The 26,126-nt window shown below is 66.5% G+C and carries 21 protein-coding genes and 1 riboswitch; of the genes, 10 read left to right on the forward strand and 11 right to left on the reverse strand.

Annotated features, from left to right (window positions below):
* The first annotated feature begins 252 nt into the window (after positions 1 to 252).
* On the forward strand, positions 253 to 927 hold the full coding sequence (locus tag ACZ1II_RS11085) for a response regulator transcription factor (RefSeq protein WP_465146487.1): 675 nt from the start codon (positions 253 to 255) through the stop codon (positions 925 to 927).
* 9 nt (positions 928 to 936) lie between these two features.
* Here the strand turns inward: ACZ1II_RS11085 and ACZ1II_RS11090 are convergent, their stop codons facing one another.
* From ACZ1II_RS11090 to ACZ1II_RS11105, 4 genes are all read right to left on the reverse strand, one after another.
* Positions 937 to 2,250, reverse strand: a complete 1,314-nt coding sequence (locus ACZ1II_RS11090; RefSeq protein WP_465146488.1) for a chloride channel protein — start codon at positions 2,248 to 2,250, stop codon at positions 937 to 939.
* Positions 2,251 to 2,512: 262 nt separating this feature from the next.
* Positions 2,513 to 3,103: a TMEM165/GDT1 family protein gene (locus ACZ1II_RS11095; RefSeq protein WP_465146489.1), complete on the reverse strand. Its 591-nt coding sequence runs from the start codon at positions 3,101 to 3,103 to the stop codon at positions 2,513 to 2,515.
* A 59-nt stretch (positions 3,104 to 3,162) separates the two neighbouring features.
* Positions 3,163 to 3,323: riboswitch (yybP-ykoY riboswitch) on the reverse strand.
* A 110-nt stretch (positions 3,324 to 3,433) separates the two neighbouring features.
* Complete coding sequence (locus ACZ1II_RS11100; protein WP_465146490.1) at positions 3,434 to 6,136, reverse strand: TonB-dependent receptor domain-containing protein; 2,703 nt, start codon at positions 6,134 to 6,136, stop codon at positions 3,434 to 3,436.
* A gap of 87 nt (positions 6,137 to 6,223) precedes the next feature.
* Positions 6,224 to 7,828 (reverse strand): hypothetical protein, encoded by a 1,605-nt coding sequence (locus ACZ1II_RS11105; RefSeq protein WP_465147282.1) that lies wholly within the window; start codon positions 7,826 to 7,828, stop codon positions 6,224 to 6,226.
* A gap of 305 nt (positions 7,829 to 8,133) precedes the next feature.
* On the opposite strand from ACZ1II_RS11105, the gene ACZ1II_RS11110 reads away from it, so the two are divergent.
* The 8 genes from ACZ1II_RS11110 to virB11 all read left to right on the forward strand — a co-directional run bounded on the left by ACZ1II_RS11110 (position 8,134) and on the right by virB11 (position 16,106).
* On the forward strand, positions 8,134 to 8,508 hold the full coding sequence (locus tag ACZ1II_RS11110) for a hypothetical protein (protein ID WP_465146491.1): 375 nt from the start codon (positions 8,134 to 8,136) through the stop codon (positions 8,506 to 8,508).
* Between the two features lie 254 nt (positions 8,509 to 8,762).
* Positions 8,763 to 9,116, forward strand: coding sequence for a TrbC/VirB2 family protein (locus tag ACZ1II_RS11115; RefSeq protein ID WP_465146492.1), 354 nt, complete (start codon positions 8,763 to 8,765; stop codon positions 9,114 to 9,116).
* Between the two features lie 10 nt (positions 9,117 to 9,126).
* Entirely contained in the window at positions 9,127 to 9,408 is a 282-nt protein-coding gene (locus tag ACZ1II_RS11120) for a VirB3 family type IV secretion system protein (RefSeq protein ID WP_465146493.1), read from the forward strand.
* A gap of 25 nt (positions 9,409 to 9,433) precedes the next feature.
* Positions 9,434 to 11,851: a VirB4 family type IV secretion/conjugal transfer ATPase gene (locus ACZ1II_RS11125; protein WP_465146494.1), complete on the forward strand. Its 2,418-nt coding sequence runs from the start codon at positions 9,434 to 9,436 to the stop codon at positions 11,849 to 11,851.
* 5 nt (positions 11,852 to 11,856) lie between these two features.
* Entirely contained in the window at positions 11,857 to 13,134 is a 1,278-nt protein-coding gene (locus ACZ1II_RS11130) for a TrbL/VirB6 family protein (protein ID WP_465146495.1), read from the forward strand.
* Positions 13,131 to 13,976: a TrbG/VirB9 family P-type conjugative transfer protein gene (locus ACZ1II_RS11135; protein WP_465146496.1), complete on the forward strand. Its 846-nt coding sequence runs from the start codon at positions 13,131 to 13,133 to the stop codon at positions 13,974 to 13,976. The genes ACZ1II_RS11130 and ACZ1II_RS11135 overlap by 4 nt, the downstream gene beginning before the upstream one ends.
* A gap of 3 nt (positions 13,977 to 13,979) precedes the next feature.
* The gene (locus tag ACZ1II_RS11140) at positions 13,980 to 15,068 is read left to right on the forward strand and encodes a TrbI/VirB10 family protein (protein ID WP_465146497.1); all 1,089 of its coding nucleotides are present in this window, start codon (positions 13,980 to 13,982) and stop codon (positions 15,066 to 15,068) included.
* Between the two features lie 6 nt (positions 15,069 to 15,074).
* Complete coding sequence (virB11, locus tag ACZ1II_RS11145) at positions 15,075 to 16,106, forward strand: P-type DNA transfer ATPase VirB11 (RefSeq protein WP_465146498.1); 1,032 nt, start codon at positions 15,075 to 15,077, stop codon at positions 16,104 to 16,106.
* A gap of 300 nt (positions 16,107 to 16,406) precedes the next feature.
* On the opposite strand, the gene ACZ1II_RS11150 is transcribed toward virB11, so the two are convergent.
* Together ACZ1II_RS11150 and ACZ1II_RS11155 are read right to left on the reverse strand one after the other, a co-directional pair.
* Positions 16,407 to 17,888 carry a Ppx/GppA phosphatase family protein gene (locus ACZ1II_RS11150; RefSeq protein ID WP_465146499.1) on the reverse strand — a complete coding sequence of 494 codons (1,482 nt, stop codon included), beginning with the start codon at positions 17,886 to 17,888 and terminating at the stop codon, positions 16,407 to 16,409.
* Between the two features lie 47 nt (positions 17,889 to 17,935).
* Entirely contained in the window at positions 17,936 to 20,119 is a 2,184-nt protein-coding gene (locus ACZ1II_RS11155; RefSeq protein ID WP_465147283.1) for an RNA degradosome polyphosphate kinase, read from the reverse strand.
* A 136-nt stretch (positions 20,120 to 20,255) separates the two neighbouring features.
* Between ACZ1II_RS11155 and ACZ1II_RS11160 the strand changes: the two genes are divergently transcribed.
* Positions 20,256 to 20,534 (forward strand): DUF1294 domain-containing protein, encoded by a 279-nt coding sequence (locus tag ACZ1II_RS11160; RefSeq protein WP_465146500.1) that lies wholly within the window; start codon positions 20,256 to 20,258, stop codon positions 20,532 to 20,534.
* A gap of 147 nt (positions 20,535 to 20,681) precedes the next feature.
* Here the strand turns inward: ACZ1II_RS11160 and ACZ1II_RS11165 are convergent, their stop codons facing one another.
* The 5 genes from ACZ1II_RS11165 to ACZ1II_RS11185 form a co-directional block, all read right to left on the reverse strand.
* Complete coding sequence (locus tag ACZ1II_RS11165; protein WP_465146501.1) at positions 20,682 to 22,262, reverse strand: carboxylesterase/lipase family protein; 1,581 nt, start codon at positions 22,260 to 22,262, stop codon at positions 20,682 to 20,684.
* Positions 22,225 to 23,235, reverse strand: coding sequence for a sugar kinase (locus ACZ1II_RS11170; RefSeq protein WP_465146502.1), 1,011 nt, complete (start codon positions 23,233 to 23,235; stop codon positions 22,225 to 22,227). Before ACZ1II_RS11170 ends, ACZ1II_RS11165 begins: the two co-directional genes overlap by 38 nt.
* 10 nt (positions 23,236 to 23,245) lie before the next feature.
* Positions 23,246 to 24,001: a 2-dehydro-3-deoxy-D-gluconate 5-dehydrogenase KduD gene (gene kduD, locus ACZ1II_RS11175; RefSeq protein ID WP_465146503.1), complete on the reverse strand. Its 756-nt coding sequence runs from the start codon at positions 23,999 to 24,001 to the stop codon at positions 23,246 to 23,248.
* 106 nt (positions 24,002 to 24,107) lie between these two features.
* Positions 24,108 to 24,944: a 5-dehydro-4-deoxy-D-glucuronate isomerase gene (kduI, locus tag ACZ1II_RS11180; RefSeq protein WP_147218575.1), complete on the reverse strand. Its 837-nt coding sequence runs from the start codon at positions 24,942 to 24,944 to the stop codon at positions 24,108 to 24,110.
* A 135-nt stretch (positions 24,945 to 25,079) separates the two neighbouring features.
* On the reverse strand, positions 25,080 to 26,114 hold the full coding sequence (locus ACZ1II_RS11185; RefSeq protein ID WP_465146504.1) for a LacI family DNA-binding transcriptional regulator: 1,035 nt from the start codon (positions 26,112 to 26,114) through the stop codon (positions 25,080 to 25,082).
* Positions 26,115 to 26,126 lie beyond the last annotated feature (12 nt).

Genomic DNA, 26,126 nt, shown 5'->3' on the forward strand with positions numbered 1-26,126 from the left:
CCGCAGGCGGATTTTGGCGGCACCGGCCCTCTTCCCCACCCGACCTCCCACTCAGTGTATCCTTGATGGGAGGTCGGGTGGGGGAGAGGGCCGTGCCGCAAGCCTTCGAGGGATGTCGAAGGCGCACCCAACAAAGACTTCATCGGAGCGGCTTTTCTTGGCGCGATCTTTTCATCCGCAAGTCATCGATATGTCACTTGTTCGTCACACTGGCACGGCAAGTAGCCGCGCGTAGTAACCGCGCAGGGGGCCATGCGACGTATCGATATCCTGCTGGCTAGCGAGCTTTCCGGTGGCCTTGCGGCCTTCCGGCACGACGATTTCGACGTGGTGCTCCATCGCTGGACCGACTTTGCCGAACTGCCGCTGATCGAAGGCGCGCTCTGGGTCTTCATCGACTGGGTGCTGCCCGAGATGTCCGGTCTCGAACTCTGCCGCCGCCTGCGCGCCGACAGCCTGACCAGCCATGCCCATGTCACGATCGTCCTCGAAGAGGACAATATCGACGACCGCAAGCGGGCGCTGCGCATGGGTGCCGACGATTACATCGTCGGCCCGCTGACCCGCTCGGCCCTGCTGGACCGGGTGCTCGGCGCCAATATCAGCGAGCAGGACGTCGCCAATGGCCGTCTGCTGGCCCAAGGCGACCTCTCGGTGGACGTCGCCGCGTTCCAGGCGCGCTGGCAGGGACGTCCGATCTCGCTGATGCCGAACGAACTGCGCCTGCTGCGCTATTTCATCGAGCATCCGGGCCGCGTCTTCACCCGCACCCAGCTGATCGCCGCGCTCGGCAAGCAGGAACCGGCGGTGGACGAGCGCACCGTGGACGTCTGGATCGGTCGCCTGCGCCGCGCGCTCAAGGGCGTGGGCGCGGGTAATCCGCTGCGCACCGTGCGCTCGCTGGGCTACGTGTTCGACGCGATCTGAGCGGGAGCCTCAGGTCGCCTTTTCGGCCTGTCCGCGCAGGAAGCGCTGGGACAGCCCGTGATAGAGCTTCTCCTTGCAGACGGACTGAGCGGCGAAATCGCCGATCAGGGCCGAGGCGAGGAGCGGCATCATCAGTCCGCGCCCGGCGGTCGTTTCCGAGATGATGATGACCGCCGTCAGCGGCGCCCGCACGACGCCGGTGAAATAGGCGACCATGCCGAGCAGCACGACGGCGCCGGGCGAATAGCCGGGAAACAGGCTGCGCAGCAGGTCGCCGATGCCCGCGCCGATGGCCAGCGAGGGCGCGAAGATCCCGCCGGGGATGCCGGAAACCGCCGTCGCCAGCGTTGCCGTGAACTTGGCGGCGCCGAACCAGATGGGCACGTCCTCTCCGGCGATGATGCCGTGGGCGGTGTCGTAGCCGGTGCCCCAGGTCAGGCCGGTAACCGTGCCGAGCACGGCGACGACCGTGCCGCAGGCCGTTGCCAGCATGATCGGACGGGCGCGCAGCCAGGCCATCGGCCGCAGCGGCGTGGTTCCGGCTGCCAGCATCAGCCGCGAGAACAGCCCGCCGATCACCCCGCCGAGGATTCCGGCGACCGGCGTGACGAGAAGCGCTTCCTGGAAGCCCAGGGTCTGGCGCATGGCGCCGAAATAGATGTAGTCGCCCGCAATGCCGAGGCTGACCATGCCCGCGATCAGCACGGCGGCCATGACCAGCAAGGTCAGGCGCTGCTCATAGGCGGCGGCCAGTTCCTCGATCGCGAAGGCGACACCGGCCAGCGGGGTGTTGAATGCCGCTGCCACGCCCGCGGCGCCGCCCGCGATATAGACCGAAGAGCGGATCGGGATGCGCATGAGCCGGTGCATCCGGCCCATGACCGCGGCGGCGATCTGCACCGTCGGCCCCTCGCGCCCGACCGAGGCGCCGATCAGCAGGCCGCCGATGGTGAGGAAGAACTTGGCGATGGCGGCCCTTGCCGAGACCAGCGTGGACAGCGCGGCCTCCGGATTCTTGGTTGCCGCCATGACTTGCGGGATGCCGGAGCCTTTGGCCAGCGGCGCAAAGCGCACCGTGAGCCAGGCGATCGCGGCGAAGCCTGCCGGGGTGGCGATCAGCGGCGCCCACCACCAGCGGCCCACGAACTGGTGGAACAGCGCATTCGCCCGGTCGGCGAGTTCCGCGAAGGCCAGCGCGATCAGACCGACCAGCACGGCGCCGCCGAAGATCGCGACCCGTCGCCGCCAGACCAGCGCTTCGGGTCCATGGCGGCGCAGGGCCACGCGGGCGCGTCGGGGCAGCAGACGGCTCGGCAGGATCACGGCGGGCGACTCTCGATTGGCGGCGGAGCGGGGACAGGTGCCTATTGCAGCCGATTGTTCGGCCTGTCCACCGCGCAGGAACCGGGAATTTCGGATTTTCCTACAGGTTGCGGGGCCGGTAAAATCGCGCTCATGACCTGCTTCCGCCGCCTTTCGTCCCAGCCGGGCACCGTGCTTTGCGCAAGGCGCAAGGTGACACTTTTTTCCTCTCAGGACCGTGTCAACTGTGTCAACCTGAGTGTCACCTTGCGCCGATGGAGGATCAGCCGAGCCAGCCTGCGGTCTGGGCGACCAGCCAGAGGCCGATCACCAGGAACAGCAGCGCGGCGATCGTGCGCACGACGCTGAGCGGCACGCGCTTGATGAGTTCGTTACCGAGGAACACCGCGGGCACGTTGGCCAGCATCATGCCGATAGTGGTGCCCACCATGACCGGAACCACGCTCTGGAAGCGGGCGCCGAGCGCGATCGTGGCGAGCTGGGTCTTGTCGCCCATCTCGACCAGGAAGAAGGCGATGGCGGTGGCGACGAAAGGCCCGAAGCGGCTGGGCTTGGGCTCGTCGTCCTCGTCGAACTTGTCGGGGATCAGCGTCCAGGCGGCCATGGCGATGAAGCTGGCGGCGATGAGGTAGCGGAACCACAGGCCGTCGAGGAAGGCCGAGGCCTGCTCGCCCACCAGCGCGGCGAGGAAGTGGTTGGCAAGCGTCGCCACGAAGATGCCGCCGACGATCGGCCAGGGCCGCTTGAAGCGCGTGGCAAGGACGATGGCGAGGAGCTGGGTCTTGTCGCCGATCTCGGCAAGCGCCACCACGGCAGTGGAGGTGAGCAGGGCCGATGAAAACAGAACTGGCAACGTAATTCTCCGGGGCCGGGCGACAGACAAGACAATAGCGCGGCAGAACCCGCCCGGCCGGACGGAACTGCAACGCCATTGGTCTCGCCCGGACGGTCTCTTCCGTCCTCCTGTGCGCCATGGTCTCTCGACCAAGTGTGTTGACGACAGGTCCTGCTGGTCTTGTCCGGCGGTGCCGGGACAAGGGGGCGCAGGCGGCTACTCCCCAGATGACCCGGCGCCTTTAGCGTGGGCGGGGCGGGATGGCAAAGGCAAAAAAAGGCCGGCCGCATTGCTGCGACCGGCCGTGAGTTGCCGTCGGGAGGGCAGGGCGCCTCCCTGGTGAGATCGTCAGAACTTGGCCGTCGCCGAAAGCGAGAAGACGCGGCCGAGGGCATAAGTGTTGAAGTCCACGCGGCCGTCCTCGAAGGTCTGGTATTCGAGGTGCTTGCGGCCGGTAAGGTTGCGGCCTTCGGCCTTCAGCTCGATTTCCTTGCCCGCGACCTGGATGCCCTGGCGCAGCACCAGGTCGATGCGCAGGCCCGGATATTCGATCACGTCCGGCTGGCGCACGCTTCCGACCAGACCGCGGCTGACCGAGCGCTTGCTGGCATAGCTGAGCAGGATCGTCTGCTGCGACAGCTTCTCGGTGTCTTCCATGCCGAGTTGCAGGTTGACCAGATGCTCCGACTGGCCGGTCAGCGGCGCGCCGTTGCGGAAATAGTCCCGCGCGAACTGGGTGGTGCTGGCGCCGTAGATGTCGGTGGTGTCGGTGTCGTTCACCTTCAGCTTCGACTTGGTGTAGGTGTAGTTGCCGATGACCACCAGGCGGCGGTTCTCGAAGAACGAACCGCCCAGGCTGTCGAGATAGACGTGCTTCTGCAGTTCCAGCTCGGCGCCGTAGAGGTTGGCCGCAGGTGCGTTGGCATAAGTGGTGATGAAGCTTTCCGAACCGGCCAGGATCGATTCGATCGGGTTCTTGATGTGCTTGAAGAAGCCGCCGAGCGACACCCGCTCGTCACGCGCGAAGTACCACTCGAAGCGGGCCTCGGCATTGGTGAGCTGGCTGTCCTTGAGGAACGGGTTGCCACGATAGGTGCGGTTGCTGTCCGGGTCGTAGAAGTTCTGGTAGACCAGCTCGCGGAACTGCGGGCGGGCGATCGTCTTCGAACCGTTCACGCGGACCTGCATGCTCGGCTGGATCTCGTAAGTGAGGGTCAGCGCAGGCAGGAAATACTCGTTCTTGAGGTCGGTCGTAGGCATCGCTGCGGCACCGACCGGGCGCAGGACCGTCGATTCCTTTGCATATTCCCAGCGCACGCCGGCATCGATCGAGAGACTGTCGGTGATCTGGCCGTCGACCTTGCCGTAGAAGGCATGGTTGAGCAGGCGGGCGTCGAACAGGCCGACGTTCGCCGTCAGGTCGCGCAGTTCGAGGTTGTAGTTCACCCCGCCGACCTCATTCAGATACCACATGCCCGATTGCAGCAGCACGTCGGGGCGCAGCAGGCCGAACGACTGGATCAGGTTCTGGTCGCCGCTGGCATAGACGCCGAACTGGCGGTTGGAGTTGGTGCGGCGGTTGAGCTGGTAGGCATAGCCCACCGTTCCGCGCCAGCCGTCGAAGAACTGGTGGCCCACGTCGGCCCCGGCGGACCAGACGTCCTCGCTGAGGCGCGAGAAGCTGATCGTGGTGGGATCGACCGCGCCGGTGCCCAGGGTGTTGACGAAGTTCTCGCCGAACTGGGTGCCGTCGTTGGTGCGGATATATTCGGCATCGATCTCGAACGGGGCGAGGCGCTTGGAGTTCGCGAAGCCGCCGCGCAGGTCGATCGTGGTCTTGTCGTCCAGCTTGAACTCACCCGTCAGCTGGCTGTCGAGCAGAGCGCGTTCGTACCAGGCGGTCTTCTGCGAGATGTAGTCGACCGCCGGGTTGCTTTCCTGATGGCCGAAGCGCAGGCGGGTGAACTTGCTGGTGTCGTGGATGTAGACATTGGTCCAGCGGATCGAATTCTCGCCCCACTCCAGCCCGACGCCGAGCATGCCGTTGACGATGATCCGGTTGTCGGTGCTGACCGTCTGGTAGTCTTCCCAGAGATTGTTCGGGTTGGCGCTGAGGCCCTGGGTCAGCTGCTGGACGGCGTCGCGGGTCTGGGTCTTGTTCGAATAGCCCGCCGCGGCGATCACGCCGAGCGTGGCCTCGCCCATCTCGAACTTCGTGCCCGCCGAGATGTCGGCCGAGAAGTTCGGCTGCATCTTGTCGACCTTCTGGACCACCGCGTTGCGACCGCGGAACAGCACGCTGCCGATTTCCTTGGCCTGGTCGCTGGTGGAACCCATCACCGTATCGCTGCCGAGGTAGGCTTTCAGCGCAGGCGGGATCGAGCGGTTGCCGTTGTCGTAGCCGGTCCAGTCGGTCTGGCTGCCGTAATAGGTATAGCCCAGCTTGTTGGTAGACTCGGTATCCCAGCCGATGCCGCCGCCGATGGTCAGGAAGCTTTCTTCCGGGATCGACTTGGTGGTCAGGTTGATGACGCCGCCGCCGAACTCGCCGGGGAAGTTCACCGAATAGCTCTTCTGGACCAGCGAGGAGGCGATGATGCTGGTGGGGAAGAGGTCCAGCGGAACCACGCGCTTGAGCGGCTCGGGGCTGGGCAGCGGCGAGCCGTTGAGCAGTGCCAGCGAATAGCGATCGCCGAGGCCGCGCACGTAGACATAGCCGTTGCCGACCACCGAAAGGCCGGTGACGCGGCCGAGCGCGCCGGCTATGTCGCCTTCGCCGGTGCGGGCGATCTGTTCCGTGGAGAGAACCGAGACGACCTGCGGCGCCACGCGCTCGATATTGCGGTTGCGCTGGCCGGTGACGATGATCGCGCCGCCGGGGATCGAGACGTCGGGCATGGCCTCCTCGCCTGCGGCTTCTTCTGCTGGCGAGACGGAAACGGCGCCTGCGGTGCCGGAGGCGGGAGCGGAAGTGCTGTCCTGCGCCCAGGCCGAAGTCGGCGCAAGGATCGCAGTGGAGAGCAGCAGCGTGACGAGCCGCGGCTTGGTCATGGTATGTCCCCCTGGAACATCTATCTGATGCGAGCAGGGGGCGGCCCGTCTGGACCGCCCCCCGTCGTTAGGCTGCGGGCGGTCGGATCAGGTCGTGGGCAGCGCGGTGCAGGCGCTGTTCGATCCGAGGTTCGCGTTGGTGGTGTCGCAGGTCCAGCCGCGATACCAGGTGTCCGCCGCATCCTTCACCGCGCCGATGTAGGTCTGGTTGGTGAAGAAGCTGGAGAGCGTCGCCAGGCTGGCATAGGCGGCAATCGCGGTTTCACCGGCGCCGTTGACGAAAGTGTTCGTCAGCGTCGAGGTGAAGGCCGAATTGTTGTTGTTCGAACCGGAGCCGAAAGCTGCCGCTGCGGAGGCATCGGTGTAGCTGCCGGTGCCGAGCACGGGCGTGGTGCCGCCGCAGGTCATCACCACCGAATAGGCGGCGAGCGAGGCTGCAGCCGAACCGGCTGCCGAGGTGCCGTTCAGGCGAAGGCACTCGTTGGTCGGGGTGTAGACGACGCCGTTGGCGAGCGTCACGTCGGCATTGCCGCGGAACAGGGCCGAGGCCTGGTTGCCGCTGTTGCCCGAACCGACGCTGGTCTGCACGGCGGTGAAGTTCGCGATGGCGATCTTCGTGCGCGGGGCGTCGGCTTCGTTGCCGTTGCTGTCGAATTCGAAGAACGAGTCGCCCGCCGTCGGCTTCTGGACGATCAGGGCGTACTGGACGTTCGCCTGAACGCCGGTGTCGAGGTCGAGGCTATCGTCGTCGGCATTGATCGCGACGTAGTGCTTCATGTTGAGCGCGCCGCCGAAGAACTCCGAACCGTCGTCCGAGCTGTTGACCGACTGGATATACTCAAGCTGGGTGCCGGTGCCGATGCCGCCGCCGGTCAGCGACTGGAGTTCGTTGCCCGGTGCGAGCGAGTAGCCCGAGAAGCGGATCTGCACGTACTTCATGCTGCCCGCGTTGTAGGTGTTGTCGCGTCCGCCGAAGTTGGCCGGATCGGCCGCGCCTTCGGTGACGCGCTCGCAGTTGTTGCCTGCAGTCGTGCCCATGCCGGTCGAGCAGTCGGTCACGATGCCGCGGCCGAGCAGCACGACGCCGCCCCACTGGCCCATCGAATCGTTGTTGTTGGTGCCGCGCACGTTCTGGAGGCTGGTGAAGATGATCGGACGGGCGGCGGTGCCTTCGGCGATCAGCTTGTTGCCGCGGTTGACCGCGAGCCAGGCCGGGGCCGAGGTGCTGTCGCCATAGACGATCACGCCGGGTTCCACGGTCAGGGTGACGTTGGTGTCGGCGGTCAGCGAGCGGTTGCCGCAGGCGACCGTCGTCGTGGTGAAGGCAGCCGTCGGTGCCGAGAAGCCGCCGTCGCAGCCCACGTCGACGCGGCCGTTGAGGCGGTAGATCACGCCGTCCTGCTTGGGCAGGGTCGAGCTGACATTGACCAGCGCGGGCAGGGTGCAGACACGCCAGGTGCCTTCAGGGCCGGAGATGATGCCGTCGTTGGTGAGCGCGAGACCGCCGGTGGCCGCCGAGCCGGGGCATTCCGTGGCCGCGACGACGGTACCCGAAGTCGGGGTGGGCGTCGGCGCGGGCGTCGGCGTGGGGTTGGTGATTTCGATGCTGCCGGCACCCGGCGAGGAGATGTCGTCGGCGCCGCAGCCGGCGAGAGCGAGAGCACTGCAACCGATCAGCAGCGCGCCATGCATGGTCTTCACGTGAATTCCCCCGTTTGTCAGGTCGAGCCGAGGCGGCGAGTCCGCCGTCGCTGAGCGCGGGGTCTAGGGAGGGGGGGTGACAGTTTGTTGGCGTTATCGTGACAGTAATCTGCGAATATAAGACGATGATATGACCAAAGCGGCCAGTCTTCGGACAAACCTTTGCGCGACTCGCGGATTTCCTGTCGCTTCAGATCATGATTTCAGTTTTATGACACTCACGTCATTTTCTTGTCGGCGCCGAATTTTGCGCGGATGTTGCATTTACCAACGGATCGAAACGACGGGAGAATGCCATGTCCCTCTCTGCCCTTGCCGCCACTCTCCTGCTCAGCCAGACCGCCGTCACCGCCGCGCCCGCGACGCCGTTGAACGACCGGATCGACGTGGCCTACAGCGAACTTTCGAGCGGCAATGCCGATGCCGCCGTCCGCAAGCTCGAAGCGAACGGCGCTGCGAAGTCGGAAGATCCTGCCACGCTCATCAACCTTGGCGCGGCTTATGTCGCCAACGGGCAGACGGAAAAGGCGCTCGCCAGCTACCGCGCGGCAGTGGCCAGCCAGGATCGCTACGATCTGCAACTGGCCGATGGAACGTGGGTCGATTCGCGCGCTGCCGCACGTCTTGCGCTGAACAACCTGCTGCGCACGACGGCGCGCGCTTCCCGCTGAGCAAGGCGGGTTGGTCCAAGTTCCTGTAATGCGGGCAGGGTTGTTTCCTGCTCCGCAAAAACAGGACAAGCTGGCCTTTCGGGACGCATCTGAAGTATAAGTTTGTCTGTACAAGAGGGTGTGGTGAGGGTTGCGGCGCCCCGTCTGGACGGCCCGAGTTCTCGACGATGAATTGCAACAAGATTGCCAGATTGGCCGTCTTGTCGTCACATTGCTGTCATCCAGATGGAGCACTGCGCCCTCATACGGAGGGCATGGTGATTCGATACACTCAGCTTCAGACCCGCAAAGTACGGGGATATTTCTCACATTTCGCGGCCGTGGTTGCCGCCGTGTGCGGGCTTGTTCCGGGTATCGCCCAGGCACAGCAGGCGACGCGCGCCGATCCGGCCGGTTCCGGTCCGATCGTGGCGGCGCTCGGCTGGCTTCAGGGCACGCTGCTCGGCAATGTCGCCACTGCCGTTGCGGTGATGGCGGTTGCTGCGGTCGGCTTCATGATGCTCACCGGCCGGATGAACTGGCGTTTCGGCGCGACCGTCATCATCGGCTGCTTCGTGCTGTTCGGTGCCGGGGCGATCGTCTCCGGCATCCAGTCGGCGGCCGGGTAAGGGCGGGCTGATGAGCCTCGCGCGCTTCCCGGTCCATCGCGCGCTCACCCGCCCGCAGATGTTCGCGGGGGTGACGTACAGCTTCTTCATCATCAACGCGGCGGTGACGACGGAGATATTCCTCATCACCAAGAGCTTCTGGGCGCTGCCAGCGGCGCTCGCGATCCACGGTACCGGATACCTCGCATGTCTTCGCGAACCCCGGGTATTCGACCTGTGGATCGCCAAGGTCAGCAAATGCCCGCGCGTGCCGAACTGGCAGCGCTGGGGCTGCAACAGCTACGCGCCCTGATTTGCGGGGGGCGGGGGAAACGAAGATGGCGAAGAACGGAAAATCGGTCCTGAAGGGCTGGAGCGCCAAGGAAACGCTGGTCGGCGACCGGCTGCCCTATCAGGCACTGGTGGACGAAAACGTCGTGCTGCTGCGCGACGGTTCGGTCATGCTGTCGCTGATGGTGCCGGGCCTCGCCTTCGAGACCGCCGACAGCGAGGAACTCAACGTCCACGTCGCCACCCGCGAAGTGCTGCTGCGCTCCGCGCTCGATGCGCGCTTCGTGCTCTATCATCATGTGATCCGCCGCCGCGTGCAGATCGCCATGGAGGGCCGGTTCGAGGACCCGCTGGCCGCCCATATCGACGCCCGTTGGCGTGCGCGCACCGGTTCGGGTGCACTCTTCGTCAATGACCAGTTCATTACCCTGGTGCGCCGTCCCGCGCGCGGCAAGGCAGGCTGGCCGGACAAGCTCTCGCGCCTGCTGCGCAACAAGGGCCATGCTCCCGCCGAAGCCGACCCCGCCGATGTCCGCGCCTTGCGCGCTGCCGCCTCGGCCATGGTCGCATCGCTCGGTGCCTATGGCGCGCGTCTGCTTGGCGACTACGAGGGACAGGCGGGCCAGTGCTCGGAAGTGCTGGAACTGCTCTCGGCGCTCTACAACGGCGAGATGCGCCCGGTGCGCAGGCCGGTGGAGGGCACCGATGTGGGCCATATGCTGCCCTATCGCCGCATCAACTTCGGCATGGACGCGCTCGAACTGCGCGGCGCGGCGGGCGCCTCGTTCGGCTCGGTGGTCAGTCTCAAGGACTACCCTGACAGCACCGCGCCGGGCCTGACCGACGCGCTGCTGCGCCTGCCCTGCGAACTCGTGCTGACCGAGAGCTACGCGCCTTCGGACCGCCAGATCGCCCGCGAGCGCATTGACCTCGCCATCCGCCGCCTGCGTTCGGCCGACGAGGAAGCCATGGCTGAGCGTCGTGAAATGTCTGCCGCGCGCGATTCGCTGGGCACTGGCGCGGTCGGTTTCGGAGACCACCATCTCTCGGTGCTGGTGCGGGCCGATACGCTCGACGCGCTCGACGAAGTGACGGCGATGTGCGCCGCCTCGCTGGCCGATGCCGGTGCGGTGGCGGTGCGCGAGGACGTCAACATGGAACCGGCGTTCTGGGGGCAGCTCCCCGGCAACGAGGCTTTCATCGTGCGGCGCGCGCTGATTTCCAGCGCCAACATGGCCTGCTTCGGCTCGCTCCACGGTTTCGCGATGGGGCAGGCGAGCGGCAATCACTGGGGCGATGCGGTTACGCTGCTCTCCACCACCAGCTCGACGCCGTTCTTCTTCAACTTCCATCAGGGCGATCTCGGCAATTTCACCGTCATCGGGCCATCGGGTTCCGGCAAGACGGTGGTCATGAACTTCCTCGCCGCCCAAGCGCAGAAGTTCAGCCCCCGCACCGTGCTGTTCGACAAGGACCGCGGCGCCGAGGTGTTCCTGCGCGGCATCGGCGGCACTTACAGCCGCGTCGCCGCCGGACATCCTACCGGGTTCAACCCGCTTTCGCTGCCGGACACCGCCGCCAACCGGGCCTTCCTGCGCGACTGGCTGGGCGTGCTGCTCGAAGCGAAGGGACCGGAAGAGCTTGCGACGATCGCCGGTGCGGTCGATGCGGCCTATCACAACGACCCCACGCTGCGCCGCCTCTCGCACTTCCGCGAACTGCTGGCAGGCGCGCGCCGTCCGGAACCGGGCGACCTCGCCAGCCGCCTCGACGCCTGGATTCAGGGTGGCGAGCATGGCTGGCTGTTCGACAACCAGTACGACCGGCTCGACCTTTCGGCTCGCGTGCTCGGCTTCGACATGACCGCGCTGCTGGAAAGCCCGCGCCTGCGCACGCCGGTCATGATGTACCTGTTCCACCGCATCGACGAGCGCCTCGACGGCGAACCGACGATGATCCTCATCGACGAGGGCTGGAAGGCGCTCGACGACGAAGTCTTCGCCGCGCGCATCCGCGACTGGCTCAAGACCCTGCGCAAGCGCAACGCGCTGGTCGGCTTCGCGACCCAGTCGGCACGCGATGCTTTGGACAGCAAGATCGCCACCGCGCTGGTCGAGCAGACCGCGACAATGGTGTTCATGCCCAACGCCCGCGCCCGCTACGAGGATTACTGCGAGGGCTTCGGCCTCTCGCAGCACGAGCTTGACGTCATCAAGACCCTGCCCGCGCAGTCGCGCTGCTTCCTGGTGCGCCAGTCCGATGCCTCGGCCGTCGTAAGGCTCGACCTTTCGGGCATGCCCGAGGTCTTGACGGTACTGTCCGGCCGCGAGAGCACTGTGCGCAAACTCGACCAGCTGCGCGAGCGCTACGGCGACGATCCCTCGGCCTGGTATCCGGTGCTCACCGGGTTCCAGTGGCCCGGAGAGGGTGACGAAGACGCCGCCTGGATCGAGGCGGCGGAGTAGGCGCCATGAGCAGTGCCTGCGAACAGCTTACCGAAGTCGCCAGCGCCGGGGTCGCCCCGGCACTGCGCGCGGTCGATTGCGTGGCCAACGAAATGGCCTCCGCCGCCTTCGGCCGCCTGTTCGGCGCCGAGGGGGCGATGGCCCCGGTGCTGACCATCCTGCTCACGCTCTATATCGCCTTCTTCGCGATTTCGCTGCTGACCGGGCGTTCCAGCCTCGGCATCTCGGCACTGACGCCGCGTATGCTGACGCTCGGCCTCGTGCTCACGTTCGCCACGAGCTGGATTGCCTATCAGGGCGTGGTCTGGAACCTCGCGGTGGGCGGGCCGGACTGGATCGCCTCGCAGCTGATGGGCGCGAAAGGATCGGCGACGCAGATCTTTGGCGACCGCATCGACGTGGTCTTCAACGCCATTGCCGAGGCCTCGCAGAACGCCGGACCGAGTGGCGGCGAAGCGGCGCAAGGTGCGGCCGAGGGCGCTGCACCGGCAAAGGCAGCAGCAGCGGGCGGCGGCGCGGCCGGACTGTTCTCGCCCGACAGCGTCATGTGGATGGGTGCACTTATGCTCCTGCTCGGCACTGTGGGTGTGCTGCTGACGGCGCGCATTGCGCTTGCCATCCTGCTCGCGCTCGGGCCGATCTTCGTGGTCATGGCACTGTTCGGCGGTACCCGCGGCCTGACTGCGGGCTGGCTGCGCGGCGTGGTGCTCACCGCGACGACGCCGCTTTTCGTCGTGCTCGGCGGGGGCATCACGCTCGAACTGCTGGTGCCGATCGTCTCGGCGCTGGTGCAGGGCGCACAACTGGGCGAGATCGACGGGCGCGCCGCCATGGCGCTGTTCGTGGTCGCGGCGGTCCACCTCGCGCTGATGGGCATGGTGCTCAAGGTCGCCGGCGCGCTGGTGTCTGGCTGGCAGGTCTTCGGTCTTGCCCGCAGCGAGACTTCGCGCGGTGGACGCGACAACGTGGCGCCTCCGGCTCCGGCCATGGCCGCCAGCGGACAGGTCCAGCCTTTCGTGCCTGCGGCTACGGCCTCGCGGACTCCGGCAGTGTCGGCTGCCAGTGCCGCCGCCATGGCTGCCGCACCCGCGCCGGAACAGGCTATCGCATCGGCGGGCGACCGGCGCACCGTCATTACCCAGGTCTCGGGCGGCGGGATCGAGCCGCTCGGCGCGAGCCAGACTTCCCGCGCGCGCGGCATCGGCAGTCGCTTCCGCGCCTCCAACGACGTGGCTTCAAAAAATCATATGGGCCGTGCTGCGGCCAAGGAGACGTTCAAATGATTCGCGCCCTGGCCGCGACGGCTGGTCTGGCCCTGAGCCTTGCGGCGGCTCCCGCCCTGGCCGACGAGCGCCTCGTCCAGCATGCCTATGCCGAGAACGAGGTCGTGCGGATCGACGGTCGCACCGGCGTTCAGGCGACCATCGCCTTCGGCAGGAACGAGGCGATCGAGAACGTCGCGGTCGGCGATTCGCAGACCTGGCAGATCACCCCGAACAAGCGCGCCGACCTGCTCTTCGTGAAGCCGCTGGCGGCCGGTGCGCGCACGAACATGACGGTCGTGACCAACCGCCACACCTATTTCTTCGATCTCGTCGCTTCGCCCAAGTCGCGCCCGCTCTACATGCTGCGCTTCACCTACAAGGACGAACCGGCGGAAACCGTACCCGGCGCCCCGCAGACCGCAGGCCTCGATCCGGACGAGCAGGCGCTGGCCGCTGGGGACCCGGCCTCGCTGCCGACCGATCCGGCGGCGCTCAATTTCGAATGGAAGCGCGTCGGCGCGGCCAAGCTGCTGCCCGCCCGCATCTATGACGACGGCAATTCGACCTATCTGCTCTGGCCCGAGAAATCCTCGGTTCCGGCGATTCTCGTGACCAACGAGAAGGGCGACGAAGGCCCGGTGAACTACGCCGTGCGCGGCGCCATGATCGTGATCGACGAAGTGCCGGACAACATCATCCTGCGCTCGGGCAAGGCCAGCGCCGAACTGGTCAATACGCGACCCGTGGCCTCGCGCCCGGCCCCGGCACCTGCTGCAACTACCACACCGAGTACCGGAATGACCGCCGTCGCCACCGCTGCGTCTGCTTCGACCGGCGCAACGAACTCTCAGGGGAACTGATCCATGGCGCCCAATTCCACTCTGAACGAGAGGTTCGACAAAGCCGCTGCCACCGATCCGCGAGACGGCGAGGGCGCGCAGGTCATCGATCTGGCCACGCGCAACGTCATGCCGCAGGTCAGCCAGCGCAAGAAGGCCGACGGCCTCGGTCTTGCCGCCGGTGTGCTGATTGTCGCGGCGCTGGGCGGACTGACGCTCTGGTCGATGGATTCGGTGCGCAACGGACCGACCGCGCAGCCGCAGCCTCTCGCCCCGGTGCCGGGGGTGATTACCCCCGCAGCGCCTACGCCTGCCGCCGCCGCACCCCAGCCCGAAGCGACGCCCGCCGCGTTGCCCGCTCCGGCCCCGGGGCCGGTCCTCGCCGTCGCCCCCGGCGCCGATCTCGCGCCTGAAGCCAATCCTTACGCCAACCCCACCGTCGTCTTCGACGCAGGCGGCAACGCGGTGACGATCCCCGCCGTTGCCCCCGCGGGTGAAGCCAAGGCGGGCGGCAATGGCAACGACGATTTCGCCGCCCGCATCGGCGGCACCGGCAGCACAGCCTCCGCTTCGCGCACATTCGACCCCGCCACCACGGTGACGCAGGGCACGCTGATTCCCGCCGTGCTGGAAACCGCGATCGACACCGACGTGCCCGGCTACGTTCGCGCCATCGTCTCGGCCGACGTGCGCAGCTTCGACGGCAAGCGCACTCTGATCCCGCGCTCCTCGCGCCTGATCGGCCAGTACAAGAGCGGCCTCACCGCCGGGCAGAAGCGCGCCTACGTGATCTGGAGCCGCCTGATCCGCCCTGACGGCGTTTCGGTGAACCTCGGTTCGCCCGCCATCGCCTTCGGCGGCGAGACCGGCCTTCCCGGCAAGGTCAATACCCACTTCTTCGAGCGTTTCGGCTCGGCCATGTTGCTTTCGGTCGTCGGCGGACTTTCGACGCTTGCCACCAGCGGCTCCAGCGTCGTGATCGGCGGCGGCCAGTCGGCGGCGGCAGCGGCGGTCCAGCAGAGCGGCACAGTCGGCCCGACGATCCGCGTCCGCCAGGGTGAGCCGATCCGGGTCTTCACCGCCAAGGACCTCGATTTCAGTCAGGCCCAGTGACGCACGATGGCCGATATCCTGACCCTCCAGGGCGCGCCGCAAGTGGCTGACGCGCAGGCCCCGCAAGCGGCTGCTCGCTCGGTCTATCTCGACGCCTATCTCGCGCCGCTGCGGCCCTGGCTGGACCGCGAGACCGTCACCGAAATCCTCGTCAACCGCCCCGGCGAAATCTGGGTGGAAGACGCCGCGCACCCCGGCATGCAGCACATCGTCTTGCCGGAAATGGACAACCGCCTGCTCCAGCGCCTCGCTGAGCAAGTCGCGCGGATCAGCCACCAGGGCATCAACCGCGAGCACCCGCTACTCTCCGCCACGCTGCCCGGCTATGGCAACCAGAGCGGCGCCCGCATCCAACTCGTCGGCCCGCCCGCAACCCGCGCCAACTGGGCCATGGCGATCCGCCGCCACCGCCTGCTCGAGCTGCCGCTTGACGCCTACGACCGAGGCCCGATCGCCGCGCCGGTGGAAGCGCCGACGCCGGACCCCATGGCACAGCCCATCGCCTTCCTGCGCGACGCCATCCGCCGCCGCCGTACGATCCTGATCTCCGGCGGCACCTCGACCGGCAAGACCACCTTCCTCAACGCCATGCTCTCCGAAATCCCCGAGCATGAGCGCGTGGTTTTGGTGGAGGATACCGCCGAACTGCGCCTGCCGGGGGCCAACGGGGTCGGCCTGATCGCGGTGAAAGGCGAACTCGGCGAGGCCAAGGTCTCGGCGAACGACCTGCTCCAGGCGGCCCTGCGCCTCCGCCCCGACCGCATCGTGCTGGGCGAACTGCGCGGCGGCGAGACCGTCTCGTTCCTGCGGGCGATCAATACCGGGCACCCCGGCTCGTTCTCGACCGTCCACGCGAATACCCCGCGCGGTGCGCTCGAACAGATCGCGCTGATGTCGATGCAGACGGGGATTGGGCTCACGCGGGCGGAGACGCTGGAATATGCGGCCTCGGTGATCGATATCGTCGTGCAGCTCGACCGGCAGGGGGGGAAGCGCGGGATTTCGGCGATTGCCGAGAGTGCCAGTCTTGTAGGTTAGGAAAAGGGAAGAGCAGGGGCCATCGCCCCTGCACCCCGGTACTGTCGACGTTCGGCCTCGCCTAGCGGTATTGCGCTCCTTGCCGGGTTTCGGGCCTCCCGGCGCGAATGAGGCGCATGGACTGGCTCTTGTGTTGGGCTTCACCGTTTATGGAGATCAGGCGATCGGCCACGTTCCGGCGCGCCCTCTCGCCGGGAGACCCGAAAACCCCGCAATGCGCGCAGCACTGATAGGCAAGGCACAAGCTAGCCAGTACCGGGGGTGCAGGGGGCGATGGCCCCCTGCTTTCACCTTAAACCTTCAATCGACCAGAGCCATCCCACTGGGATCCCGCACTTCGCACTCCAGCCCGAGCCAGTCGGCCAGAGCCTTGTGGTCCTTGGCCACGCCCGGACTGTAGAGCGGGCGCATCGAGGGATCGAGCGTGAGGACCAGCTTGCCGTCCTCGCCCCGGACTGAACTGCGGGCGAGGCCGTGTGCGGTACATCCGGTCAGGCGGCGGCAGAGACGCACCGCTAGGCCCCATCCGATCGCGCGGTCGAGGTCTTCCTGCGAGGCGAGGCGGGTGAACTGTTCGGGTACCTCGGTCTTGCCGGAGTTGGCGAAGACGGTCATCGCCATCATCCCGCGTCCGTGCATGTCGAGGCCGATCCAGCGCTTGCGCAGCGCCCAGGTCATGGCTTCCTCGGTGCGCAGGTTCGGTTCGGTGCGCATCGCGGCGAGGGCGAGCAGGCCCGAGGCCTGGCGAAGCTGGCGGTCCTGTGGTTCCTCGCGGCAGACCGGGGCGGTCCAGCGGGCGAGGGCCATGGCGTCCTCGGCGGTGACGCGGGCCGAGGCGGAGAACCCGGCGACGCTGGCCAGCATCGGGTCCTGCGCCTGGATTTCGGCGGGAAGCTGGGCGTGGAGCAGGCCTTCGCGCAGGCCCCAGGAGGAGAACACCAGCTTGGACGGCTTGAGCCGGGCGATCACTTCCACCATCAGCGCCGCGGCGTCGGGAAGGGTGGCGAGGCGGCTTGCGGAGATGCGCGGGTCGACGTCGTTGAGCTTGCCCTTGGCGAAAATCCGCGCGAGGCGCAGGGCTTCGGAGGCAGGCAGTTCGAAACCGTGGGGGTCGTCCACCGGGAAGTCGAGCGCGCGCATGGCTTGCAGCGCGAGCGCGCGCCAGGAGCCGCCGACGATGTAGAGCGGCTGCCCGCGTCCGCGATCCCAGCCTGCCTTGTCGAGACCTTTCTTCACGGTCTCGGCGAACTTCTCTTCGCCCGCTGCGCGCAAGTCCGGTAGGCGCAGGGTGCCGAGCGGCAGGGTGATGCCGCCGGTGCTGCGTCCGTCCGCGATCTCGACGAGTTCGAGGCTACCGCCGCCGAGGTCAGCAGCGATGCCGTGGGCGCCGGGGAAAGCCGCAATCACGCCGGTGGCGCTGGCGCGGGCCTCTTCCTCACCCGAGAGCAGGCGGGGCGAGAGGCCGAATTCGCGCACCGCATCGAGGAAGGCCTTGCCGTTGGAGGCATCGCGCGCGGCAGCGGTGGCCACGCACTCCACGTCCTTGACGTCGAGCAGGCGCAGCATTCCCGCGAAGCGGGAAAGCGCCACCAGCGCGGTCTTCATCGACTTCTCGTTGATCGCCCCGGTCTTGCCCAGATCGCGGCCGAGCCGGGCATTGACCTTCTCGTTCAGGATGACGACCGGAGCGCGCTGCGGCCCGTTGTAGACGACCATGCGCACGGTGTTCGAACCGATGTCGATGATTGCGCGCTTTTCGCTGCTTTGGCTAATGCCGATCATTCCGTTCAGACGAATCGCCCGAGAGCGGGCTGCCTGCGCTCCCTATGTCAGATGTTGCCGCGTCTTAGCGAGAGCTTTGGCACCTTTCGTCCACTGGCAAGCGATGCACCGCGCCCCGAAAGCGACGGGTTGGTCATGAAATAGCGGTGGAGATTGAACGGGTTGTCGCTCTCGCCCACGCGTTCCGAAGTGCCGTCCGGATGGAGAATCCAGGACTGTTCGGTGTCCAGCAGATTGGCCAGCATGACCTGGTCGAGCACCTGGTCGTGCACTGTCTTGTTGGTGATCGGCACCATGACTTCGACACGGCGGTCGAGATTGCGGCTCATGCCGTCGGCCGAAGTGATGAAGACGCGGGCGCGGCGGTTGGGCATTTCCTCACCGTTGGCAAAGGCCCAGATGCGGCAGTGTTCGAGGAAGCGACCGATCACGGATTTTACCGTGATATTCTCCGACAGGCCCTCGATCCCCGGACGCAGGCAGCAGATGCCGCGAACGACCAGTTCGATGTCCACTCCGGCCTTGCTGGCGGCGTAGAGGCGGTCGATCAGGTCGGCGTCGGTCAGCGAGTTGAGCTTGGCCCAGATCGCTGCGGGCTTGCCGGCGCGGGCATTCTCGATCTCGGCATCGATGCAATCGTTGAGCGTGCTGCGCAGCGAGATCGGCGAGATCGACAGGCATTCGGTGACTTTGGGTTCGACGTAGCCGGTGATGAAGTTGAACAGGCGGCCGACGTCGCGCCCGATCGCCGGATCGGCGGTGAAGTACGAGAGGTCGGTATAGATGCGCGCGGTGATCGGGTGATAGTTGCCGGTGCCGAAGTGGCAATAAGTACGGTAGCCACCGCCATTGCTCATATCGCCTTCGCGGCGCACGATCATCGAGGTCTTGGCGTGGGTTTTCCAGTCCACGAAGCCGTAGATCACCTGGACGCCCGCGCGCTCAAGTTGGCTGGCCCAGAGCAGGTTCTGCTCCTCGTCGAAGCGGGCCTTCAGCTCGACCACGGCGGTTACCGACTTGCCCTGTTCGGCGGCATAGATCAGCGCCGAGATGATGGCGGACTGCTTGCCGGCGCGGTAGAGCGTCTGCTTGATCGCGATCACATCCGGATCGCGCGCGGCCTGGCGCAGGAAGTCGATCACCACCTCGAAGCTCTCGTAGGGGTGCTGAACGACGATGTCCTTCTCGCGGATCGCCGCGAAGATGTCGCCGTCATGCTCCAGAATGCGTTCGGGGTAGCGCGGGGTATAAGGCTCGAACTTCAGCTCGGGCCGGTCCTCGTCGCAGATCGCGGAGAGGCCGGAGAAACCGATCAGCCCTTCGGTCTTCATGATGAGGGCCTTGTCGAGGCCGAGCTGGTTGCGCAACACTCCCTCCGCCGAAGGGTCGAAGGCACCCTGGAGCTGGAGCACGATGACGATGCCGCGGCGGCGACGCTGGATCGCGGTGCGATAGTAACGCACCAGGTCCTCGGCATCTTCCTCGATCTCGATGTCGCTGTCGCGCAGGATGCGGAACACGCCGTGTCCGTTCACCGCGAAACCGGGGAACAGCTCGCCGGCATTGCGGCAGATCAGGTCCTCGATCGAAATCCATGCCGCTTCCTCGCCCGGAATGCGCACGAAGCGCGGCAGGGGGGCGGGGATCAGGACCATTTCCATGACCGGGGCATCGTCGGCCAGGCGAGTCAGCGCGAACATCACGCCGATGCCCTGGTTGGCGACGAAGGGGAAGGGATGGGCCGGGTCGATCGCCTGGGGGGTGATGACCGGCATGACCTGTTCGAGGAAGTAGCTGCGCAGCCAGGTTTCGCGCTCGGGATCGAGACGTTCGTCGCCGATCACGCGGATGCCGGCTTCGGCCAGTTGCAGCTTGAGACCCGCCCAGGTGTCCTGCTGGATCTGTTCGAGTTCGAGCACTTTCTCGTGCGTGGAGGCGAGCGCCTGCGAGGGGGTGAGGCCATCTGTCGAGATTTCCTCGATCTGGCGGCGCACCTGTCCGGCGAGACCGGCGACGCGGACCATCAGGAATTCGTCGATATTGCTGCCGGAGATCGACAGGAAGCGCAGCCGTTCGAGCAGGGGATAGTTCGGATTGGTGGCTTCGGCGAGAACGCGCTCGTTGAACGCGAGCCAGCTTTTCTCGCGGTTGAAGAACCGCGCGGGCTGGGTGGAAAGATCTTCGGCGGTGCCGCTTTCCTGTTCTTCGACGGTTTCGCGAATTTCGAGCATATCCTGGGTCTTCACATCTGCTCCGTAACAGCGATTGCCCCTTGCATGCCATGATGACAGTTTGGGGGCAATCCGGCCAGTCTTGCGAATAGCTTTGGGCTGGACGCGGTGGCGCCGGGCTGGAATGGCGCCGGGCATGACCATCAATGCGCTGCTTGCGGGCTATCTCGGCCTTGTGAATTTCATGACCTTCTTCGCCTTCGCCTTCGACAAAGGGCGGGCGATGGCGGGCGGCAGGCGCGTGCCCGAGCGGCGGTTGCTGACTTTCGCAGCGGTCGGCGGCTCGCCGGGGGCGCTACTGGCGCGCCATGTCCTGCGGCACAAGACGCGCAAGCAGCCTTTCGTCAATCGCCTGCGTGCGATCGTGGCGGTGCAGGTGGTCGGGTGTGGCGCGGTGGTATGGCTGATGATCTAGCTTCCTCCCCGGCACGGGGAGGGGGACCATGCGCAGCATGGTGGAGGGGCAGGTTCGGGCAAGGCGCTCGGTCTCGATCGTTGCGGCATCGGCCTGTGCCCCTCCACCACCCTTCGGGCGGTCCCCCTCCCCGTGCCGGGGAGGAAGTCAGGTGCCGGGCTGGACGTAGGGCGCTTTGGCCCAGAGTTCGCGCTGCCAGCCGCGAGGGTCGTTCTCCATGCGGACCCTATCGCCGAACACCATCGTCGCGCGGGAGGGGAGGGCGTAGTTCGTCCAGTCCGCCAGTCCCGGACGTCCGGTCTTCGCTAGGCCGGTGAAGGCGTCCATCATTGCCTTGCTCAGCGCCTTGGCCTTGGCATCCGTCCCCGAAAAGCTTCCCGGTGCATTGAGCGTGCCGAAGGCATAGGGGATGTCGTCGGTATGCGCCGCGCCGCGCAGGGGATCGACCGGGGAGGGGCGTTCCAGCTGATAGACCCATGTGGCCTTTGCCCCGGCCTTGGCGCGTTCGTCGGCCTCGATCACTTGTCCCGGCCAGGAGCGGCCTGCCGTGGTCGCGGCAAAGAACACCTGTTCCACGCTCCAGCCCGGTTCGCGGGCGCGATACTGGTCGATTACCCATTGCGGGTCGAGGTCGATCTTCACCTCGCGGCCCATGCGCTCGGCTACGTTGCTCCAATCGAGGCCCTTGAGCTTGGCCCCGCGCGGATCGAGGAAGGCGCGGGTTTCCTCATGCGTGTTGCCGAGGATCATCGGCACCGCCAGCGACTGCCCCGCGGCATTGGGCCAGAACGGGTGGCGCGGCAGGTTGGTCATGTCGAGCACCGGGCCGAAGTAGACCGGGCCGCTGCCCATCACCGGATCGGTGGCGGTCAGCCCCTCGATCAGCCGTTCGATGGGGAGGGTGCGCAGTCCCTCGACATCGCCGGGTGCGAGTTTGAGTGCGCTCATCAGCGCCTGCGTGCGCGCCCAGGCGTGCATCGGGCCGCTGGCCTGCACTTGCTGCCCGCTCATCGTTGCGGCGGAGTGGAACAGGCCTTTGGCCGCTGGCATGGCCATGAGCGTGGCGATCTTGGCGCCGCCGCCGGACTGGCCGAACACCATGACCCGCGCCGGATCGCCGCCGAACGCGGCGATATGCGCGCGCACCCATTGCAGCGCGAGGATCAGGTCGAGCTGGCCGAGATTGCCGCTGTCCGAGTATCTGGCGCCGAAGGGCTTCAGCCAGGCATAGCCCAGCGCATTGAGCCGGTGGTTGACGGTGACGACCACCACGTCGCCGTCGGCCGCCAGCTTCGCGCCTTGCGTCAGCGGATCGGTGACCGAGCCGGTGGTATAGGCGCCGCCGTGGAAATAGACCATGACCGCGCGCTTCGCGGCAGGGTTCGCCTCGGGCGTCCAGACGTTAAGGAACAGGCAGTCTTCGGACTGGGGCTGGTCGTCTAGTCCACGCTGCGGGCAGATCGGGCCGAAGCGCGAGGCTTCCAGAGGTGGGCCATCCCACGGTTCGGCCACGGCGCCGGCAAAGCGGGCCGCGCGACCGTAGCGGATGCCCCTGAACTGGCTGATTCCGTTATCGACCACGCCACGATAGCGGCCTGCGACCGCCATTTTCGGCGGCGTGGCGCGAAGGGGCGCAGCACCGGCGGCGAGCGCGATAGCTCCGCCGACCAGCACAGCGCGCCGCGTGGCTTCAGCGCCTGACGTCGCCTCCTGAAGCGGAAAAGGCATCGAGTTCTCCCGGTCCGATCAGGCACATGTCTCCGGGCAGGGAGTGCTTCAGCACCGTATAGGCCAGCCCGGCCTGTGCCATTTTCTGAATATCCGCCCCATTCAGCCAGCCATGAAGCACGCCCGCGGCAAAGGCGTCTCCGGTGCCGATGCGGTCGACGATCTGGGTCACTTCGACCTCGTCGGTCTGGTATCCGCTCTCGCGCGCGTCGATCCGCGCGGCGATGCGGTGGTGTGCGGCGTTGACCACATGGCGCGCGGTGGAGGCGATGATCTGGAGGTTCGGGAAGGCGGCGAAGGCAGCCTCGGCAGCCTCACGGCGGCGGTCCTCGCCGTCACCGGAGAAAGCCTTGCCCAGCAGCAGCGAGATGTCGCGGTGGTTGCCGATCATCACCGTGGCGGCGGAGACCAGTTCGGTCAGGACCTCGCGCGGATTGCTGTCCCAGCTTTCCCAGAGCAGCGCGCGGTAATTGCCGTCGAAGCAGATCGGTACGCCGGCTTCCTGCGCCGCGCGCACCGCCGCCTTGGCAAGGGCTACACCGCCGGGGCCGAGCGCCGGGGTGATGCCGGAAAGGTGCAGCAGCCGCGCGCCGTCAAGCGCAGAGGCAAAGTCGAAGTCCTGCGGCGCGCTTGTCGCAAAAGTGCTGCCCGTGCGGTCATAAGTGATCGCGGAAGGACGAAGACCTGCGCCGCTTTCGAGGAAGTAAAGCCCCATGCGGCCCGCGCCGCCGGTGACGTGGCGTGTATCCACGCCCGCCGCGCCCAACGCTGCGCGGGCCTTGTCGCCCAGCGGGCTGGCTGGCAGGCGCGTGACCATGCGCACCGCATGGCCCAGAGAGGAGAGGCCGGAAGCGACATTCGCCTCGGCCCCGCCCACTACCATGTCGAGCGAATCACACTGCACCATCAGGCGGTGCGCGGGGGTGGCGAAGCGCAGCAGGACTTCGCCGAAGCAGGTCACATGTCCGGTCATGGAATCGGTCTTAGCGAGCCAGCCAGCCGCCGTCGACGGCTAGAATGTGACCGCTAACATAATCCGAGGCCGGGGAGGCGAGGAACACCGCCGCGCCTGCGATATCCTTGGGGTCGCCCCAGCGTCCGGTGGGGATGCGCTCCAGAATCTGGCGGTTGCGCGTCTCGTCGCCTTGGAGGGCTGCGGTGTTGTTGGTGGAGATGTAGCCCGGCGCGATGGCGTTCACCTGCACGCCCTTGGCAGCAAGCTCATTGGCCATGGCCTTGGTAACCCCGCCTACGCCAGACTTCGCCGCCGCATAGCTGGGCACGCGGATGCCGCCCTGGAACGTGAGCAGCGAGGCGATGTTGACGATCTTGCCCGTTCCTCGCTCCACCATGCCTTTCGCCGCCGCCTGGCTGAGGAAGAACAGGGTCTTGAGGTTGGTGTCCATCACCGCGTCCCAGTCCTCTTCGGAGAACTGGAGCAGGTCGTCACGGCGGATGATCCCGGCATTGTTGACGAGGATATCCACTTTGCCGAGGCCCGCGACTGCCTCGTCGATCACCCGGCCCACGGGCTCGATCGAGGAGAGGTCGGCCTTGATGTTCACCGCCTTGCGGCCGGTCGCCGCGATCAGGGCGAGGGTTTCGGTTGGTTCGCTGCGGCCCGCGACGGCCACGTCGGCGCCCGCTTCGGCGAGCGCCACGGCAATGGCCTGCCCGATCCCGGTATTGGCGCCCGTCACGAGCGCGGCCTTGCCTTCGAGGCTGAAGGAAATCGCCATAAATTCCGTCCTGTCCCAAATCCCGTCATTGCGAGCGTGGCGAAGCCGTCTGCAGACCGCTTCGCCGACGCGCTCCCCGTGCTGTCGGGGGAGCAGGGCCAGCCCTTTACTGGAGCTGGCAGATATCCAGCACGTTGAGGTCGGTATAGTCGAGGTTCTCGCCGCCCATGGCCCAGATGAAGGCGTACTTCTTGGTGCCCGAACCCATGTGGATCGACCAGGGCGGGCTGATGACGGCCTCCTCGTTGGCGATCACGATGTGGCGCATCTGGTCCGGCTCGCCCATGTAGTGGAAGATGCGGTCGTTCTCTTCGGGCAGGTCGAAGTAGAGGTAGATTTCGCTGCGGCGGTCGTGGAGGTGCGGCGGCATGGTGTTCCAGACCGAACCTTCCTCCAGCACGGTGAGGCCGAGCAGCAGCTGCGCGCTCTCGCAGACGCCGGGGATCACGAGCTGGTAGATCGTGCGCTGGTTCGAATTGGCGAGGTCGCCGCGGGCGAGCGGATTGGCCTGTTCCAGCGTGATGTGCTTGATCGGGCAGGCCTTGTGGGCGGGAACCGAGGCGATGTAGTAGCGCGCGGTCTCGCCTTCGAAGATCACCTCGTCGGTGCCCATCGGCAGGTAGAGGCATTCCTTGTTCTGCATCTCGAAGCGCTGGCCGTCGACCGTGATCGCGCCGGGGCCGCCGATGTTGATGATGCCCGCTTCGCGGCGTTCGAGGAAGGGATGACCCTCGGCGCTTTTCGGTTCGGTCTGCGCGGGCAGCTTGAGCGGGCCCTGCGAGGGCACCGCGCCGCCGATCACGAAGCGCTCGTTGTGCGAATAGTTGAGGTTGACCTTGCCGTCCTCGAACATGCCGCCGACGAGGTAGCGATCGCGCAGTTCCTCGTTGGAGACGCACTCCATCATGTCGGGATGGGTGGCGTGGTAGGTCTTGCAGAACACGGGGTCTCTCCCTTGTGGAATTCGGTTCCGTATAGTGGGACGCTATTGCGTTTCAGGTCAAGTCTTATCCGGTCTTGGTAACCGGTGTCAATGATGCGAAGGGCGCGATTGTCCCCATGTCCGCCCGTAAGGTGTTCAGGATGTGCGTTCGGGCGGTGCCACGGAGGCGCGGCGCACGAGGTCCGACAGGAACAGCGAGGGTTGCTCGGAAGCACCGCCGGGATCGATCAGCTTGTGCGCGGCGGCGGTGGCCATCGGCAGGATCGGCCAGCGCACGGTGGTCAGCGGCGGCCAGATATGCGCGGCGATGGCGGTATCGTCGAAGCCGATGATCGAGAGTTGCTCGGGCACGGAAATGCCCTTGGCGCGGGCGGCGTGAAGCACGCCTGCCGCCATCTCGTCGTTGCTGGAAAAGATCGCGGTGGGGCGCGGCTCGGCGGAGAGCAGCCTTTCTCCGGCGAGGCGCCCCGATTCGAAGCGGTAGTTGCCGCGTTCGGACAGGGCGGGGTCGAGTTTGAGACCCGCCGAGGCGAGGCCGTCGATGAAGCCCAGTTCGCGCTCGTGGGCGGAGCGGAAACCCTCCGGCCCGGCGATGAAGCCGATGCGGCGATGACCGAGGCTGGTCAGCCAGGACACGGCTTCCTTCACCGCATGGCGGTCGTTCGAGGCGACGAGGTGGTTGTCGTCGTCGAGCCGGGCCGAACCCATGCGGACCAGCGTACAGCCCAGATCGCGGCAGACTTCTGCGAGTCCGTCGTTTTCGGAAATCGGCGGCAGCAGCAGCACGCCGTAGAGCCGCTGCTGTTCGATGAAGCGGCGGATATCGTCGAGCATCGTCGGCGAATGGCGATCGACCGGGCGGACGACGAGCGCGAACTCGGTGTCGCGAATGGCTTCGAGAATGCCCTCCTGCACGCCGAGCACCATTTGCGCGTTCGGGTTGTCATGGATCAGCCCGATCAGGAAGTTGCGGCGCAGGGCAAGCGCGCGGGCCTGCAGATTGGGCACGTAGCCGATTTCGGCGATAACCGCCTCGACCTTCTCGCGCGTGGCTTGGCCCAGCAGGGGAGACTTGTTGATGACGCGGCTGACGGTCTTCTTGGACACGCCGGAAAGGCGCGCGACATCGTTGATGGTCGGCTTGGTGTCGCGTTTGGTTTCGTCCGGCATCCTTGCCCCTTT

The organism is Novosphingobium sp. BL-S-20 (assembly GCF_055521635.1).

What these genes read in the sequence shown, in the direction of transcription:
- ACZ1II_RS11085 (WP_465146487.1), top strand. Translation starts at nt 253, where the DNA reads ATGCGACGTATCGATATCCTGCTGGCTAGCGAGCTTTCCGGTGGCCTT.
- ACZ1II_RS11100 (WP_465146490.1), bottom strand. Translation starts at nt 6,136, where the DNA reads ATGACCAAGCCGCGGCTCGTCACGCTGCTGCTCTCCACTGCGATCCTT.
- ACZ1II_RS11105 (WP_465147282.1), bottom strand. Translation starts at nt 7,828, where the DNA reads ATGCATGGCGCGCTGCTGATCGGTTGCAGTGCTCTCGCTCTCGCCGGC.
- ACZ1II_RS11110 (WP_465146491.1), top strand. Translation starts at nt 8,134, where the DNA reads ATGTCCCTCTCTGCCCTTGCCGCCACTCTCCTGCTCAGCCAGACCGCC.
- ACZ1II_RS11115 (WP_465146492.1), top strand. Translation starts at nt 8,763, where the DNA reads ATGGTGATTCGATACACTCAGCTTCAGACCCGCAAAGTACGGGGATAT.
- ACZ1II_RS11120 (WP_465146493.1), top strand. Translation starts at nt 9,127, where the DNA reads ATGAGCCTCGCGCGCTTCCCGGTCCATCGCGCGCTCACCCGCCCGCAG.
- ACZ1II_RS11125 (WP_465146494.1), top strand. Translation starts at nt 9,434, where the DNA reads ATGGCGAAGAACGGAAAATCGGTCCTGAAGGGCTGGAGCGCCAAGGAA.
- ACZ1II_RS11130 (WP_465146495.1), top strand. Translation starts at nt 11,857, where the DNA reads ATGAGCAGTGCCTGCGAACAGCTTACCGAAGTCGCCAGCGCCGGGGTC.
- ACZ1II_RS11135 (WP_465146496.1), top strand. Translation starts at nt 13,131, where the DNA reads ATGATTCGCGCCCTGGCCGCGACGGCTGGTCTGGCCCTGAGCCTTGCG.
- ACZ1II_RS11140 (WP_465146497.1), top strand. Translation starts at nt 13,980, where the DNA reads ATGGCGCCCAATTCCACTCTGAACGAGAGGTTCGACAAAGCCGCTGCC.
- virB11 (WP_465146498.1), top strand. Translation starts at nt 15,075, where the DNA reads ATGGCCGATATCCTGACCCTCCAGGGCGCGCCGCAAGTGGCTGACGCG.
- ACZ1II_RS11150 (WP_465146499.1), bottom strand. Translation starts at nt 17,888, where the DNA reads ATGATCGGCATTAGCCAAAGCAGCGAAAAGCGCGCAATCATCGACATC.
- ACZ1II_RS11155 (WP_465147283.1), bottom strand. Translation starts at nt 20,119, where the DNA reads ATGCTCGAAATTCGCGAAACCGTCGAAGAACAGGAAAGCGGCACCGCC.
- ACZ1II_RS11160 (WP_465146500.1), top strand. Translation starts at nt 20,256, where the DNA reads ATGACCATCAATGCGCTGCTTGCGGGCTATCTCGGCCTTGTGAATTTC.
- ACZ1II_RS11165 (WP_465146501.1), bottom strand. Translation starts at nt 22,262, where the DNA reads ATGCCTTTTCCGCTTCAGGAGGCGACGTCAGGCGCTGAAGCCACGCGG.
- ACZ1II_RS11170 (WP_465146502.1), bottom strand. Translation starts at nt 23,235, where the DNA reads ATGACCGGACATGTGACCTGCTTCGGCGAAGTCCTGCTGCGCTTCGCC.
- kduD (WP_465146503.1), bottom strand. Translation starts at nt 24,001, where the DNA reads ATGGCGATTTCCTTCAGCCTCGAAGGCAAGGCCGCGCTCGTGACGGGC.
- ACZ1II_RS11185 (WP_465146504.1), bottom strand. Translation starts at nt 26,114, where the DNA reads ATGCCGGACGAAACCAAACGCGACACCAAGCCGACCATCAACGATGTC.